General features: G+C 47.7%; 13 protein-coding genes and 1 pseudogene. 11 read left to right on the top strand and 3 right to left on the bottom strand.

Features of this window, described 5'->3' with window-relative positions:
• Positions 1-44 precede the first annotated feature (44 nt).
• The 8 genes and pseudogenes from MTBPR1_RS18430 to MTBPR1_RS06415 form a co-directional block, all read left to right on the top strand.
• Positions 45-284 (top strand): annotated as a pseudogene (locus tag MTBPR1_RS18430) (helix-turn-helix domain-containing protein); the annotation flags it as partial.
• Positions 285-347: 63 nt separating this feature from the next.
• Positions 348-1,277 carry a DUF4115 domain-containing protein gene (locus MTBPR1_RS06445; protein ID WP_420808122.1) on the top strand — a complete coding sequence of 310 codons (930 nt, stop codon included), beginning with the start codon at positions 348-350 and terminating at the stop codon, positions 1,275-1,277.
• Between the two features lie 135 nt (positions 1,278-1,412).
• Positions 1,413-2,522 carry a flavodoxin-dependent (E)-4-hydroxy-3-methylbut-2-enyl-diphosphate synthase gene (gene ispG / locus MTBPR1_RS06440; protein WP_069186776.1) on the top strand — a complete coding sequence of 370 codons (1,110 nt, stop codon included), beginning with the start codon at positions 1,413-1,415 and terminating at the stop codon, positions 2,520-2,522.
• Complete coding sequence (gene hisS / locus MTBPR1_RS06435; protein WP_069186751.1) at positions 2,522-3,772, top strand: histidine--tRNA ligase; 1,251 nt, start codon at positions 2,522-2,524, stop codon at positions 3,770-3,772. Before ispG ends, hisS begins: the two co-directional genes overlap by 1 nt.
• A gap of 18 nt (positions 3,773-3,790) precedes the next feature.
• Positions 3,791-5,053, top strand: coding sequence for a glutamyl-tRNA reductase (gene hemA / locus MTBPR1_RS06430; RefSeq protein ID WP_069186750.1), 1,263 nt, complete (start codon positions 3,791-3,793; stop codon positions 5,051-5,053).
• Positions 5,054-5,056: 3 nt separating this feature from the next.
• Positions 5,057-6,130: a peptide chain release factor 1 gene (prfA, locus tag MTBPR1_RS06425; protein ID WP_083222940.1), complete on the top strand. Its 1,074-nt coding sequence runs from the start codon at positions 5,057-5,059 to the stop codon at positions 6,128-6,130.
• 22 nt (positions 6,131-6,152) lie between these two features.
• On the top strand, positions 6,153-7,004 hold the full coding sequence (gene prmC, locus MTBPR1_RS06420) for a peptide chain release factor N(5)-glutamine methyltransferase (protein ID WP_069186749.1): 852 nt from the start codon (positions 6,153-6,155) through the stop codon (positions 7,002-7,004).
• A gap of 214 nt (positions 7,005-7,218) precedes the next feature.
• Complete coding sequence (locus MTBPR1_RS06415; protein ID WP_069186748.1) at positions 7,219-7,941, top strand: DUF4167 domain-containing protein; 723 nt, start codon at positions 7,219-7,221, stop codon at positions 7,939-7,941.
• A gap of 68 nt (positions 7,942-8,009) precedes the next feature.
• Here MTBPR1_RS06415 and MTBPR1_RS06410 read toward each other — a convergent pair whose 3' ends face one another.
• The gene (locus MTBPR1_RS06410) at positions 8,010-8,831 is read right to left on the bottom strand and encodes a c-type cytochrome (protein ID WP_165602627.1); all 822 of its coding nucleotides are present in this window, start codon (positions 8,829-8,831) and stop codon (positions 8,010-8,012) included.
• 24 nt (positions 8,832-8,855) lie between these two features.
• Positions 8,856-9,320, bottom strand: coding sequence for a c-type cytochrome (locus MTBPR1_RS06405; protein ID WP_069186746.1), 465 nt, complete (start codon positions 9,318-9,320; stop codon positions 8,856-8,858).
• A gap of 174 nt (positions 9,321-9,494) precedes the next feature.
• On the opposite strand from MTBPR1_RS06405, the gene clpB reads away from it, so the two are divergent.
• The 3 genes from clpB (at position 9,495) to flaF (ending at position 13,290) form a co-directional block, all read left to right on the top strand.
• Positions 9,495-12,086, top strand: a complete 2,592-nt coding sequence (gene clpB, locus MTBPR1_RS06400) for an ATP-dependent chaperone ClpB (protein ID WP_069186774.1) — start codon at positions 9,495-9,497, stop codon at positions 12,084-12,086.
• 77 nt (positions 12,087-12,163) lie between these two features.
• Entirely contained in the window at positions 12,164-12,931 is a 768-nt protein-coding gene (locus MTBPR1_RS06395) for a flagellin (protein WP_069186745.1), read from the top strand.
• Positions 12,928-13,290 carry a flagellar biosynthesis regulator FlaF gene (gene flaF, locus MTBPR1_RS06390; protein WP_069186744.1) on the top strand — a complete coding sequence of 121 codons (363 nt, stop codon included), beginning with the start codon at positions 12,928-12,930 and terminating at the stop codon, positions 13,288-13,290. Before MTBPR1_RS06395 ends, flaF begins: the two co-directional genes overlap by 4 nt.
• Here the strand turns inward: flaF and MTBPR1_RS06385 are convergent.
• Positions 13,273-14,631 carry a M23 family metallopeptidase gene (locus MTBPR1_RS06385; RefSeq protein ID WP_165602626.1) on the bottom strand — a complete coding sequence of 453 codons (1,359 nt, stop codon included), beginning with the start codon at positions 14,629-14,631 and terminating at the stop codon, positions 13,273-13,275. The two genes, flaF and MTBPR1_RS06385, sit on opposite strands and share 18 nt — an antisense overlap.
• Positions 14,632-15,055: the final 424 nt, after the last annotated feature.

Here is a 15,055-nt window from a genome sequence, read left to right as displayed (position 1 = left end):
GGGCCTATGGTAGTTGTTTGATAGGTCTAGGGTTGTGAGGAACCATGAAATTGAATAAAGGGCGAAATGCTCCAAAAGAGCCGGAATACACAGGGCCCGGCGTCAGCGAATTATTAAAAACCTCACGTGAGCGTGCCGGTCTGGAATTGCAGGGCGTCTCTGACGTGTTGCGTATTCGTTATGTATATCTGGAAGCGATTGAAGACGGTCGTTATGAAGATTTACCGGGCAAGACATATGTGGTTGGTTTCGTGCGTGCCTATGCCGAACATTTGGGCTTGGATTCAGAAGAAGTCGTTAATCGCTTTAAAGCGGAAATCGACGGGCTTGATGCCAGCTCTGAATTGATGTTCCCTTCTCCTGTGACGGAACAAAGCGTTCCCGGTGGGGCGGTGATTATGATCGGTCTGGTGGTTTTACTTGCTGCTTATGGCGGTTGGTATTTCCTCTCCTCACAAGATCGTTCCATGGCAGAATTGGTACCTGACCTACCTGCAAAATTTGCAGAAATGGTCGATAAGGTTAAAAACACTAAAAAAGAACCTGAGGCAGAAGCTGTTAAGACTGAAGACGAAGCCCAAGAGGCATCTTCAGACAAGGCAGAAGAAAAGGTTGAAGCTGTAAGCCAAGCCGATACTCAGGACATGGCGAAAAAAGCCATGGAAGCTGTGGAAAAAGCCGAAGCCAAGGCCAAGGCTGAAGCCCCAGTGGACGTGAAACCTGTTAAGACCGTCAAGATTGAAAAGAAGGTCGAGAAAAAGGTTGAAGAAAAAGTCAAAGAAGTGACTAAGAAGGTTGAAAAGCCTGTTGAAGAAAAGAAAGAAAAAGCGGTTGAGAAAGTTAAAGCCGTTGTCCAAGAGAAAAAACAAGACGTTAAAGTAGAAGCCAAAGAAAAAGTTGAAGAAGCTGTTGTTGCAGCAGTTACTGAGCAAGCCGCAGAAGAAACAGCGGTTGAAACAACTGAAGCTGAAGCAGAGCCAGAACCAGCTAAACCACAACCCATGACAGAAAAAGTTCTGCTCAAGGCGGTTGATTATTCATGGATCCAAGTCACCAACGATCAAGGCACGGTGTTGCATACACAAGTCTTGAATGAAGGTGAGGAGTATCAAATTCCACAGACCCAAGGTTTGATCCTGCGCACAGGCAATGCGGGCGGTCTGGAAATCTTTGTGGATGGGGAAAAAGCCCCCTCGATTGGTGAAGCTGGTGAAGTGCGTCGCAAAGTACTTATGAGCCCAGAAAAACTCATGGCGGGTAAAGCTGTCGAAAGCTAAGCCTCACCATTTAGAGTGTTAATGTTAAGGAAGAGCCTTTCGTGGGCTCTTTCTTCGTATTTGAGTCCTTTTTTCTAACGTAATTATAGGCTATAAGGCGCATTCGTTTAAAACTGAATGAGCAAAAGCCAAGCCATGTCTGTGCGCCCTTACAGAGATATCACTCGCCGCAAATCCCGCCAAATCCGTGTGGGTGACGTCTTAGTCGGCGGGGATGCCCCCATCACGGTTCAATCCATGACCAACACATTGACCACTGATGTGGATGCAACGGTGGCGCAAGTCTTGGCAATGGAAGAAGCTGGCGCTGATATCGTGCGCATTTCAGTGCCTGATGAAGCCTCATCAGCCGCACTTAAAGATATCATCAAACAGGTCAATGTCCCCATCGTTGCCGATATCCATTTCCATTATAAGCGCGGTATTGAAGCGGCTGAAGCCGGGGCTGCGTGCCTGCGCATTAATCCGGGTAATATTGGTTCTGCCGCACGTGTGCGTGAAGTCGTCAGTGCGGCAAAAGATCATGGTTGTTCCATGCGCATTGGCGTTAATGCCGGGTCATTAGAAAAAGACCTTCTGGAAAAATATGGTGAGCCTTGCCCTGAAGCCATGGTGGAAAGTGCCCTAAACCATGCCCGTATTTTAGAAGATAACGATTTTTATGAATTTAAGATCAGTGTAAAAGCATCAGATGCCTTTTTAGGGGTCGCTGCCTATCAGGGCTTGGCTGAGGCCTGCGATTATCCACTACATTTAGGCATTACCGAGGCCGGTGGCCTTCAGGCAGGCACGGTTTTATCTTCCATCGGGATTGGTAATCTTTTATGGGCGGGCATTGGCGATACCTTGCGTGTCTCGCTTTCAGCTGATCCGGTGGAAGAAGTCAAAGTCGGTTATCACATTTTAAAATCATTGGGTCTTCGCACCCGTGGGGTCAAAGTCGTATCTTGCCCATCTTGTGCGCGCCAAGGCTTTGATGTGGTGAAAACGGTTGCGGCTGTTGAAGAACGTTTGCAACATATCCGCACACCGATCTCGCTTTCCATCATCGGCTGTGTGGTAAACGGGCCGGGTGAGGCCAAGGAAACCGATATTGGCCTAACAGGTGGTGGCAGTGATAACCACAAAGTATATGTAGGTGGCGTGCCCGATCACAACACCAGCTCAGAAGAAATGATTGACCATATTGTGAAGCTTGTCCAAGACAAAGCCGATGCAATCGAAGCAGAGAAAGAGAATTCATAATGGCTGCCTTAAAATCCGTTAAAGGAACATACGACCTCCTGCCAAAAGACCGTGCAACGCACCGTCATGTGACAGAAACGGCCCGTCTGGTGTGTGAGCGTTATGGCTTTAATGAAGTCACCACCCCGATCTTTGAATTTTCAGAAGTGTTTTCGCGCACCCTTGGGGAAACATCTGATGTGGTGACCAAAGAGATGTTTTCTTTTGAGACAAAGGGTGGCGATAAAATCACCCTGCGCCCAGAAGGCACCGCGGGTATCTGTCGCTCTTTCATCTCAAACGGATTGCAGCAACAAACACCGGTTAAACATTATTACTACGGCCCGATGTTTCGTTATGAGCGTCCGCAAAAAGGGCGCCAACGCCAGTTCCACCAAGTAGGGATTGAGCTCATTGGTGTGGAAACACCTCAAGCTGATGTTGAGGTAATTGCTGCGGGCTATCAGTTCTTGCAAGAACTCGGCATGGCAGATGATGTGGTGCTGGAACTCAACAGCCTTGGCGATAGTGAAAGCCGTGTGGCCTATCGCGATAAGCTGGTGGAATATTTCACACAGTTTGAAGATAAGCTCTCAGAAGATAGCAAGAACCGCTTACAAACCAATCCACTGCGCATCCTTGATTCAAAAGATGAGGGTGATAAGGAAATTGTAAAAGACGCCCCTGTTTTAACCGACAGCTTAAATGAAAGCTCACTTGAGTTTTTCAATACGGTTAAAAAAGGCCTCGATCTGTTGGGTATTCCCTATATGGAAAATCCACGTCTGGTGCGCGGGCTAGATTATTATTGCCATACAGCCTTTGAATTCACCACGACCACATTGGGGGCGCAAGGCACTGTCTTGGCAGGTGGGCGTTATGATAACCTGATTAAGATGATGGGTGGACCACAGGTTCCCGGCGTGGGCTGGGCCTCAGGTGTGGAACGTCTGGCTTTGATGGCGGGTGAAGATAGTGTGGAATTGCCACGCCCCATCTGCATCATCCCAATTTCAGCGGCCCAACAAGATGAGGCGTTAAAAGTGGCCCATCTTCTGCGCAGCAATGGTTATATTGTGGATCAGGGGTATTCCGGCAATATGAAAAAACGCCTTAACCGTGCCAATAAAGCCAATGCAGTTGCCGCTCTTTTATTGGGTGAAGATGAGCTTGCGCGTGGTGCGGTTACGGTGCGTGATTTGGAAAGTGGCGAACAAAATGAAGTATCGCTGGACGGCTTGGTCGAACATCTGGCAAAGTTCAAGGCTTAACGGATCGTCTGGGACAATATGACCGGTTTATTTTCAAGTGACGCACAAGTGTTGGTGATTGGGGCGAACCATCGTTCCAGCTCCCTTGCTTTGCGCGATCGCTTGTTTTTAGATGAGCCGGAAGTTATCCCTTTCCTTGATAAGCTCAAAGACCAAGGGGTGGAACAATGCCTTGTGGTATCTACATGTGATCGTGTGGAAGTCCATTGCGTGGATCATGACCTTAAAAAAGCCCGTGAAATTATTGTTGGAGTGTTGGCTGAGCGTGCTGAGCTTGATATTCCAACCATTGAAGGGCAACTTTATTTTTATCAGGCTGAAGAAGCCGTGCGCCATATTTTCCGTGTGGCATCCTCCCTTGATAGTCTGATGGTGGGTGAACCCCAAGTGGTTGGCCAAGTCAAAGACGCCCATCGCCTTGCTGTTGAATCCGGCAGTGTGGGTGCAGAGCTTGAACGTATTTTTCAAGCCGCTTATGCAACGGCGAAAAAAGTGCGCTCAGAAACGGCGGTTGGGGAACGCCCCGTCTCCATCGCTTCGGTTGCCGTGCAAATTGCCAAGGAACTTCATGGGGATTTATCGCGTTGTAAGGGGCTGTTGATTGGCGCAGGCGATATGGGGGAGCTTACCGCCCAGAACCTGATTGAAACGGGCTTAAAAGATTTCACCTGCATTCATTCTTTTGGCGGGCGTGCAAAAATGATTGCGCGTCATCTCTCGTGCCATTTTGGTGAATTTGATAATCGTGACCGTTTGGCTTGTGAGGCTGATATTATCCTCACCTCCATGAATAAACGCACTCGTGTTGTCAGCAAAGAAATGGTCGAATTTGCCTTAAAGGTGCGCAAAAATAAGCCGATCTTTATCATTGATACGGGCATTCCCGGTGATGTGGACCCCGGTGTGAATGATGTGGATGGCGCCTTTTTATATGACCTGCATGATCTGGAACAGGTCGCGATGGAAGGCCGCGCATCGCGCGAAGCAGAAGCGCGCGCGGCTTCAAGTATTTTGGAAAAAGAGCTTACGGGCTTTTTAAAAGGAAAAGAAGAGCGCGGGGCGGTACCATTGGTCAGTGCCTTGCGGGAGCATTTTGAAAAAGAACGCCAATCTGTTTTGGCAACACATGGTGATGATGCAGAAAAAGCAACCCGGTTGTTGATCAACCGCTTATTGCACAGCCCAAGTGAAGAACTGCGAAATCTCGCAGCGATGAAAAAGAAGAAGGAATGGAATAAGACGAGTGAGTTGATCACTGATTTATTCCTTAAGGAGAAATAAGACGTGAGTTTTCAAGAAACATTAAGTCAGGTGGTCAACCGCCACGAAGAACTTGAAGCCCTTATGGCGGATGCGTCTTCTATGAATGCATCGGACTTTACCAAAATGTCCAAAGAATATGCCGAGCTGACCCCGGTTGTGGCAGCCGTTAAGCAGTTGCGCTCAGCCCAAGACGAGATCGAAGAATGCGCACAGTTGTTGGCAGATGACGAAACCGATGCGGAGATGAAAGAGCTGGCTGAGGCCGAGTTCCACGATCTTAAAAAACAAATCCCCGAGTTGGAACGCGAAGTTCAGCTCATGCTTTTGCCAAAAGATGAAGCCGATGAGAAAAACGCCATCATCGAAATTCGCGCAGGCACAGGTGGGGATGAAGCCGCCCTTTTTGCAGCAGACCTTTATCGCATGTATCAACGCTATGCAGAAAAAATGGGCTGGAAGTTTGAAATCCTTGATTTCAACGAGATCGGCATTGGCGGCTTTAAGGAAGTCTCAGCCACCATCACCGGGAAAAATGTATTTGCCCGTTTTAAATATGAATCTGGTGTTCACCGCGTGCAACGTGTGCCAGAAACAGAAAGTGGTGGGCGTATCCATACCTCAGCTGCAACAGTAGCGGTTTTGCCAGAAGCCGAAGATGTGGATATTAAAATCGATACCAAGGATTTGCGCATTGATACCTATCGCTCCCAAGGCGCAGGTGGACAGCACGTAAATACCACCGATTCAGCGGTGCGAATTACCCATATTCCAAGTGGGATTGTGACCCAATGTCAGGATAATAAATCCCAGCATAAGAACAAAGACCAAGCCATGAAGATGATGCGCGCCAAGCTCTATGATCATGAGCGCCAGCAACTGGATGCTGAGCGTGCCGCCGATCGTAAAAGTCAGGTGGGCTCGGGGGATCGCTCAGAACGAATTCGCACTTACAACTTCCCGCAAGGGCGTATTTCTGATCACCGCATCAACCTGACACTTTATCGCTTAGAAGAAGTGCTTCAAGGCGACCTTGATGAAGTAATCGATGCCCTGATTGCAGAAGATCAGGCACAAAAACTGGCAGAGTTGGGTTAAGGGGGGCTTTCCCTTAAACGTCATGCAGACAATTGGTTCAGCCATCCTCTGGATTGAAACCGCGCTTCAACAAGCAGGTATTGAAAACGCCCGTTTTGAAGCCCGCCTCTTGCTGTGCCATGTGCTTCATGTTGAAACCCAAATTCTTATTGGCTATCCCGAGCGCGAGATTGAACCCGCACAAATGGATGAGCTGGACAGTTTGGTGCAACGGCGCTGTAAGCGTGAACCCATGTCCCATATTTTGGGGGAGCGGGAATTTTGGAGCCTGCCCTTTAAGGTGACGAAAGACACGCTTACCCCAAGGCCGGATAGCGAAACCCTGATTGAAGCCGTGCTTAACCATATCCCGGATCAAGACAGACCTTTGCGCGTCCTTGATATGGGGGTGGGTACGGGCTGTTTGTTACTTACGGTTTTATCTGAATATAAACAGGCTTCGGGCCTTGGCATTGATATCAGCCCCAAGGCCTTAGAGGTTGCCATTGAAAATGCAACCCGTTTGGGGCTGGCGGCGCGAAGTGAGTTTAAGCTTGGCAACTGGGCTGCGGGTATTGACGAATCTTTTGATCTGGTTTTATCCAACCCACCTTATATTCCGAAAAAAGATAAAGAGACCTTAGCGCCTGAAGTAAAAGACTTTGAGCCCGATACGGCCCTTTTTGCAGGTGAGGACGGGCTGGATGATTATCGCAAATTAGCTCAATGCTTGCCAAACTTGTTAAAAAACAAGGCAATAGCCGTGGTTGAGTTAGGCATTGGTCAGCTTGAGGATGTTTCATCACTGATGGTTGGGGCGGGTTTGGAGGTGCTTGACGCACCAAAAGATTTGGGTGCGATTGCACGGTGTCTTGTAATTCGCAAAAAACTATAAAAAAAGCTTGGAAAGCAGTTGGAAACCCTATAGGTTGAAAGGGTAACGGACACATTGGTAAGCCGCTTGTTATAATATTCGATTGGCTGGTGATTTTTCCGTGAATTAGCAAAGATTTCCAAAATTAACGCGTGCCCCAGTATCTGGGTGTTCAGCGGGTGTTTACACAATATTTTGGAATGAGTGTATTTCATTTTATTTTATATCAGGATCCATGAGACAAGGTTCCAATAATCAGAGTAATCGTCGTGGACGTGGCCGGGGCCATAACCACAACAATCGTCGCCACAATAATCATGGCAACCGTAACCAGAATTTTGACAGTAACGGTCCGTCAGGTCGTATCCGTGGTACTGCGAAGCAAATTCACGATAAGTATTTGCAGCAGGCTAAAGATGCGATTTCTGCAGGTGATCGCGTATTGGCAGAAAGTCTCTTCCAACATGCGGACCACTACGGTCGTTTGGCTGCGCTTTATGCACCTAAGCCAAAGCCGGAAGTAGAAGAAGCACCAGCTACAGTTGAAAGTGAAGCATCTGTAGAAGCCTCTGAAAATTCAGAAGCTTCCGATGAAGCAGAAGCTGTCGCCGTTGAAATTAAAGACGGTGATGCGCCAGCTGAAGAAAGTGCAAGCCAAGAGCAAGACGAAGTGGTTGAAGAAAAACCAAAACGTCGTGCCCCGCGTCGCGCACCTCGCAAAAAACCAGCTGAAGATGCGCCAAAACTGGGCGGTGGCACAAACGCCGTTCCTGATTTTCTCGCACGTCCGGTTGAAGTTGATGACGAAGCTAGTGATGAGGCTAAGGCTGAAGAAGAAAAGCCAAAGCGTCGCACACGTCGCACAACAACGACCCGCAAAACCACAACCACGCGCACCCGTCGTAAAAAGACGGATGATGCCGAGGCTGATGGCGGCGCTGAAAAAGAAGCAAGCTGATTTAGTTCAGGCTGTAGATTTTAAAAACACCTTCGAGGGTTACTTCGAGGGTGTTTTTTTATGGGGTATTATTCATATTCACTGAGATAAAGCGAAATAGCTTTCAGGTCTTCTTTGCTGAGTTTGGATGTTGTTTGGCTAATCACATGACCCATGGAACCACCAAGAAAATCTCCATCCGGTTTCATGCCTATGCGCAGCGCCATGAAATATTCCTTAAGCTTCCATTTTGGCAGCATGGAGGGGATTTTTTCTTTATCCGGCCCGTTGGAGTTACCAAGGAACTTTTTTGAGAGATCAAGCCCGCCAAACATATTGCGCGCTGTATGACATTCCCCGCAATGGGCAGCCCCATTTACAATATAGGCCCCACGGTTCCATTCATCCGATTTATCAGGATTGGGTGCAAAAGGACGATCATCAAAAAATAGCATTTTCCAGCCAAACATCATGAAACGCAGGTTAAAGGGAAAGCCAAGGTCATGGTCTGGCACAGCATTTTTAATCGGTGCAACCGTATCAAGATAAGCCTTAAGGTCGACTAAATCCTCACGGCTCATTTTTGCATAAGAGGTATAGGGAAAAGCTGGATAGTAATGCTTACCCTCAGGTGAAACCCCTTGGGTCATGGCCTCTATAAACTGTTTTTCTGACCAACCGCCGATCCCGCTGTCTTTATCCGGCGTGATATTGGGCACATAAAAAGTGCCAAAGGGTGTTTTGATGGCATGACCGCCGCCAAGATCGGCATTTTTGCGTTTTGGGGTTTTATGACACGAAACGCAGCTGCCCATCCCCATTATATATTTGCCCCGTTTCACATCTCCTTGGGCCAAGGCTGTCAAAGGATAAAGGGTCAAAGTCAGTAAAAGAGGGAGAAGGCGTTTCATATCAAGTTCCATCAAGCAAAAGGCCTATTCTTTTTTCATGCGAAAATCCGTATGGCATTTTTTACAGTTACTTGCCATTTTCCCAAAGGCATCGGTGAGCTCAAACTCCTCGCCTTCTTTTGCCAGCTTTTCAAGGGCGGCGGCGTCTTGGGACAGGCTTTTCATGCTTGCAGCAAATTTGTCCCAATCTGTCCAGATGTTTTCCTTGGCTTCAGAGACCATAGAGGTGCTGCCTTTAGGGAATCTCATAATCACATCGGCAGCGGTTTTGGCAATATAGCCGGCACTTTCTTCAACCGCCTTGAGGTCCATATCCTCAGAACCCATAGCGATGGGGGCAATGCGCTTGGTGTTTTTGGCAATGAGTTTCATCATGTCCATGCGCTCTTTGATCACGCCAGTTGCGCCATCATGGGCCTGTGTGACAGCCGTTGAAAAAGTGAAAACCGCACCACAGATTGCAGCAACCATAAGTGTTTTGCGAAACATATTAAGCCTCAATGAGAATAAGAATGAATAAGTATTGAACTGTGCCAGAAAATCAAACCTTGCGCAACCAACCCCTTGAACCATATTCTGTTTTAGAACCTTAAAGAGGTTTCTTTATGGTCGCTTCCAAGAAGGGCCGTGATGGAAATTGTCGATAACGAGAAGGTCAATGACATGAATATCGAAAAATATACTGAACGTGCGCAAGGGTTCTTGCAGGTTGCCCAGCAGGGGGCCTTGGCAAATAACCATCAGCGTTTCACACCTGAACATCTCTTAAAAGTGCTTTTAGATGATGAAGAAGGGTTCGCCACCTCCTTAATAGAAGATGCAGGCGGCAAGCCAAAAGTTGCGCGCAAACAAAATGAACAAGCCTTTAAAGCCATTCCCAAAGTGGAAGGCAGTGGGGCAGGGAATCTTTATCTCTCTTCAGAGATTGCCAAACTCTTACAACAATCTGAAGAAGCCGCACAAAAAGCAGGTGATGATTTTGTCACCGTTGAAATGCTCCTTCTTGGTTGTGCCTTATCGGTTGGCACCCCCGCAGCAAACGCCTTAAAAGAAGCAGGGGTTACCCCGCAATCGTTAAATGCGGCGATTAATGCGCGACGCAAAGGGCGCAAAGCAACCTCGAAGAATGCAGAAAATAACTTTGATGCACTTAATAAATATGCCCGCGATCTCACTCAAGCGTCATCTGAAGGCAAGCTTGATCCGGTGATTGGGCGTGACGAAGAAATCCGTCGCACCATTCAGGTGCTGTCTCGTCGCACGAAAAATAATCCCGTGTTGATTGGGGAGCCGGGCGTGGGTAAAACCGCCATCATCGAAGGGCTCGCCAACCGTATTGTGCAAGGGGATGTGCCAGAAAGTCTGTTGGATAAAAAACTGCTTGTGCTTGACCTTGGTGCTTTGGTCGCCGGGGCAAAATTTCGCGGTGAATTTGAAGAACGCTTAAAGGCCGTGTTGGAAGAAGTCAGTTCTTCTAACGGTGAGATTATCCTCTTTATTGATGAGATGCACACATTGGTCGGGGCCGGGGCTTCAGAAGGGTCCATGGATGCGTCAAATCTGCTCAAACCGGCCTTGGCGCGCGGCGATCTTCATTGTGTTGGGGCAACCACGCTTAATGAATATTGCAAATATGTGGAAAAAGATGCGGCCTTTGCCCGACGTTTTCAGCCCGTTTTCGTTTCTGAACCCACTGTGGAAGACAGTATCTCCATCTTGCGCGGTATTAAAGAAAAGTATGAGCTCCATCATGGTGTGCGCATTACTGATAGCTCGCTGGTCTCAGCTGCAACCTTGTCAAATCGTTATATCACAGATCGTTTTTTACCCGATAAAGCGATTGATTTGATGGATGAGGCTGCCTCACGTCTGCGCATGGAGGTCGATTCTAAACCTGAAGAAATTGATGAGCTCGATCGTCGGATTATCCAGCTTAAGATTGAGCGCGAAGCTTTGAAAAAAGAAAATGATCAAGCCTCGCAAGATCGTCTTGAAACCATCATCAAGGAGCTCGAAGACCTTGAGATTAAATCCGGTACACTCACAAAAAAATGGCGCGAAGAAAAAGACGCTTTAGCGGATGCAACCAAAATCAAAGAACTGTTGGAGCAAGCCCGCACAGCCGTTGATATTGCCCAACGCGAGGGTAAGCTGGAACAAGCCTCTCAACTTCTTTATGGCGAAATTCCAAAACTGGAAGATAAACTTCAAGAAGCAGAAGAGGCCCAGCAGGACCGCTCCATGGAACAGGCCGTGGGCGATGAACATATTGCCTCGGTTGTTTCGCGTTGGACGGGCGTGCCTGTTGATAAATTGCTGCAAGGTGAGCGTGAAAAACTCGTTCAAATGGAAGAGAAGCTCAGCAATCGGGTGATCGGTCAAAGTGAGGCCTTACATGCCGTTTCTGATGCGGTGCGCCGCTCGCGCGCAGGCTTGCAAGACCCCAATCGTCCCATTGGTTCTTTCCTTTTTCTTGGCCCAACAGGTGTGGGGAAAACCGAGCTGACCAAAGCTTTGGCGGAATTTCTCTTTGATGATGAAACCGCTTTGGTGCGCATTGATATGTCTGAATATATGGAAAAGCACGCGGTCGCCCGTTTGATCGGTGCGCCTCCGGGCTATGTGGGCTATGAAGAAGGTGGCGCTTTGACCGAGGCTGTACGGCGTCGCCCCTATCAGCTTGTTCTGTTTGATGAGATCGAAAAAGCCCATCCCGATGTGTTTAACGTTTTACTGCAAGTTTTGGATGAGGGCCGCCTAACAGACGGGCAGGGTCGCACGGTAGATTTCAAAAACACCCTGATTATCATGACCTCAAACCTAGGGGCAGAGATTATGGCGGCGCAAGAAGAGGGCCATGATTCTTCAGAAATCCGTGAACAGGTGATGGAGATTGTGCAGGCGTCCTTCAGGCCAGAATTTTATAACCGCTTGGATGAAACCATCTTGTTCCATCGCTTGTTTCGCGAACATATGGGTGGGATTGTGGATATCCAGCTCAAACGCATGGAAAGCCTGCTTGTTGATCGCAAAATCGCCCTTGATCTGGATCGCAAAGCCTTAGATTGGTTGGCAAATGAAGGCTATGATCCGGCCTATGGGGCACGTCCGTTAAAACGTGTCATCCAGAAATCCCTGAAAAACCCACTGGCTGTATTGTTGCTGGAAGGCAAAGTGCAAGAGGGCGATGAAGTCCGTTTAAGTGCGGATGAGACGGGACTGGTGATTAATGACCACCGTGTGGTTGATATTTAACAATGCGTGATAACCATCACTTACACCTTTTGAAAAATTTTGTTATGATGGGGCAATTGTTTTAATTGGTGTAAGTGATGGTCGATAGTATTTCGCTGATAAATTCCGCTTTAAGCACGTCTGTAGGTTCTACACGGCGCGCAACAGAGCTGCGTGAAGATAGTGCGAATAATTTGGCATCTGGCACGCGCGTTAATGAAGTGCGCGATGACCCATCCGATTACTTGCGTGCCAAAGCCTTGATTGATGCGGTTGCTGATCTGGGTAGTCAAAAAGGCACTATCGAGCTGGAGCAAAGCCAGATTGAGGTCGGCAATGTCGCTCTTGGCACCATCGAAGATTTGGGTCGCCAACTTCAAGGGCTTGCCAATGCAGCAAAGACTGCTGAAACTTTGGTAGAACGCGAAGCCCTTTCTGAACAATTTAATAATGTGCGCAACCAGATTGATCAGGTGGTTAAGGATAGCAGCTTTGATGGCGAAGCCAGCCTCACAGATGTGTCTTCAGACCTACTGGGAATCGGCGATGCCTCAATCGATTATAATGATTTTGCCACCCTTACCGATATCAATGCAGCGATTAATTCCATAAATACAGCCATTGATGACGTGCGTACCCGCCAATCCAATTTTGGCAGCGAACTCGCTGCGTTGGATGTGGAAGAAGAATTTACGACAAATCTGGCAAATTCTTTTCAAGAAGGCATTGATGAATTGGTCAATGCAGACCTGAGCGAAGAAGCCGCTGTTACTTTAGCAGCGCAGGTGAGAACTGATCTTTCTTTTCAAGGTCAAGCCATTTTAGCGCAAAGTGAAAGTCTGCTTCTCGGCCTCTTTTCCTCATGAAATCCGCATATGAAGCTTATGGCATCAGCCATAAGAACAGCCTGAAAGGCCGTACCCTTGAGGCCGAATCCTTCATGAAGGCGGTCACTCTTCTTAAACGGGCAGAAGATTTCCCTCAAAATAAACGGCTTTTAGCACAAGCCTTGGAATATACCCGTAAACTCTGGACCATTGTGCAGGCGGATTTGAAATCACCTGATAATCAACTCGATGATAAGTTAAAGGCCAAACTCTTATCGCTCAGCCTGTATGTGGATAAGACCTGCCTTGAAGTCATCAAAAAACCCCATCCGCATGCGCTTCAGGGGTTAATTGATGTTAATCAGAATGTGGCCCGCGGCTTATTCAGCACTGGCTAGACGACCGATGGAGATAACCGGGCCAAGTTGGGCATATTGTTGATCAAACTTGACTTTAGTATCCATAAAGCGGGCCAGCTCAGTCCCTTTAAGCTTTTTGCCAGAGGGCATACGAACGCGCAACGGGTTGGTTTTGCGACCATTGCGGATGATTTCATAATGCAGGTGCGGGCCAGTTGAGCGCCCTGTTGTCCCCACATAACCAATGATTTGACCCTGCTTCACGCGCTTGCCTTTATACATACCTTTTCTAAAGCTACGCATATGGGCATAAGCGGTTTGATATTCAGAGTTATGACGAATGCGGATATATTTACCATAGCCACCTTTGCGACCAGCATAATCAAGTACGCCATCACCCGCAGCATAAATCGGCGTGCCACGTGGGGCGGCAAAATCAACACCCGTGTGCATTTTTGAATAGCCAAGAATCGGATGGCGGCGTTTACCAAAACCAGAAGACAGGCGCGCCCCGTTAATTGGTGTGCGCATCAAAGCCTTTTGTGCGCTTTGGCCTTTATCATTAAAATAGGCAATGCGACCGCTTTTCTCTTTAAAACGATAGATCGGCATGCGATCACCACTTAAAGACAGGCTGGCAAAAAGAATGTTACCGACTTTAGAGCGGCTGCCATCTTCGGTTTCGACCTTTTCATACATGACTTCAAAACGATCACCCTTTTGAATGTCACGTTGGAAATCAACATCGAATGAATAGGCAAAGATAAATTCCATCAATAAAGAGGCGGGCAGACCGGCTTTGCTCGCGGCCAAATAAAGGCTAGAATCAATCTCGCCATCTGCGCGGTGCAGGGTCGTTACCAGTTCTTTAGTTTCTTCATGGGCTTGATACTCACCTTCTTCAGCACGCGCCACATAGACTTCTGTATTAAAGCCAGTGCTAAGGCGCATTTCTTTGAAGGTGTGCGGCATATCTTCATGGCGGCCGGGTTGGAAGCTCACCTGAATTTCTTGACCCGGGCGTAAGCGGCGCGGGTCATATTCTGTACGTAAGGCTTGAATGGCGGTATGGGCATCGCCCCGGTTAATGCCGGCTCCAAGCAAAATCTTCATTAGTGTATCGCCGCTCCCCACTTCAAGGGTGCGCAGATAACTTTGGGGAAGTTCTTCACGAGGTTGTGAAACAGGGTCAGGCTGAATGGCTGCATTGGCGCTTGACCCGACACTCATACTTGGGGCTGAGAGAGAAGCCGTATGTGTCATTGGTACTTTAAGCGCGTGAGGCGTCTCTTCAGATTGGGGTAAGTCCAACATAAGTAGACCACCTGCAATAAGTGATGAAGAGATGATGGCCGTCAAAGGTAAGCGGCGGCGTATCATGTGTCGTAATCCCCTGTTTGGTCGTTTAGTCATTTTTACCCGGCAGTAGTTAGAGGCTCTACCGTTATGTCCATTTCCACAAATAAAGCAGGGACAATGATGGTTGAAGCCTTGATTGTCAAGGGGATTCGACGCTTTGAACCCCGTATAAGAGCTATTATATAAGAGTGAATATTAAGGAAGGGTTTCCAAAACTAAGAAATATGGCTTCTGAGCTTTCAATCAGACGGGATTCCATGGTTTTGCACGTTCAACCGCAAGAATAGAGCTGAATTTAACCATTTGTTAAGCACTCAAGGGCCCAAAAGACAAACAAAAGTGAATTAAATTAATTATATAAATCAATAACTTATGAGGTAAAATAACATTTGTTGCGTTTTTTTGAAAAAAAGGTGTTTACAGGGGGGGCGGAAGTCTTTAGAAA

The organism is Candidatus Terasakiella magnetica, assembly GCF_900093605.1.
In the GTDB taxonomy this organism is placed as follows: domain Bacteria; phylum Pseudomonadota; class Alphaproteobacteria; order Rhodospirillales; family Terasakiellaceae; genus Terasakiella; species Terasakiella magnetica.
Note: the sequence above shows the minus strand (reverse complement) of the source record. Positions and strands in the feature narration are given on the sequence as shown.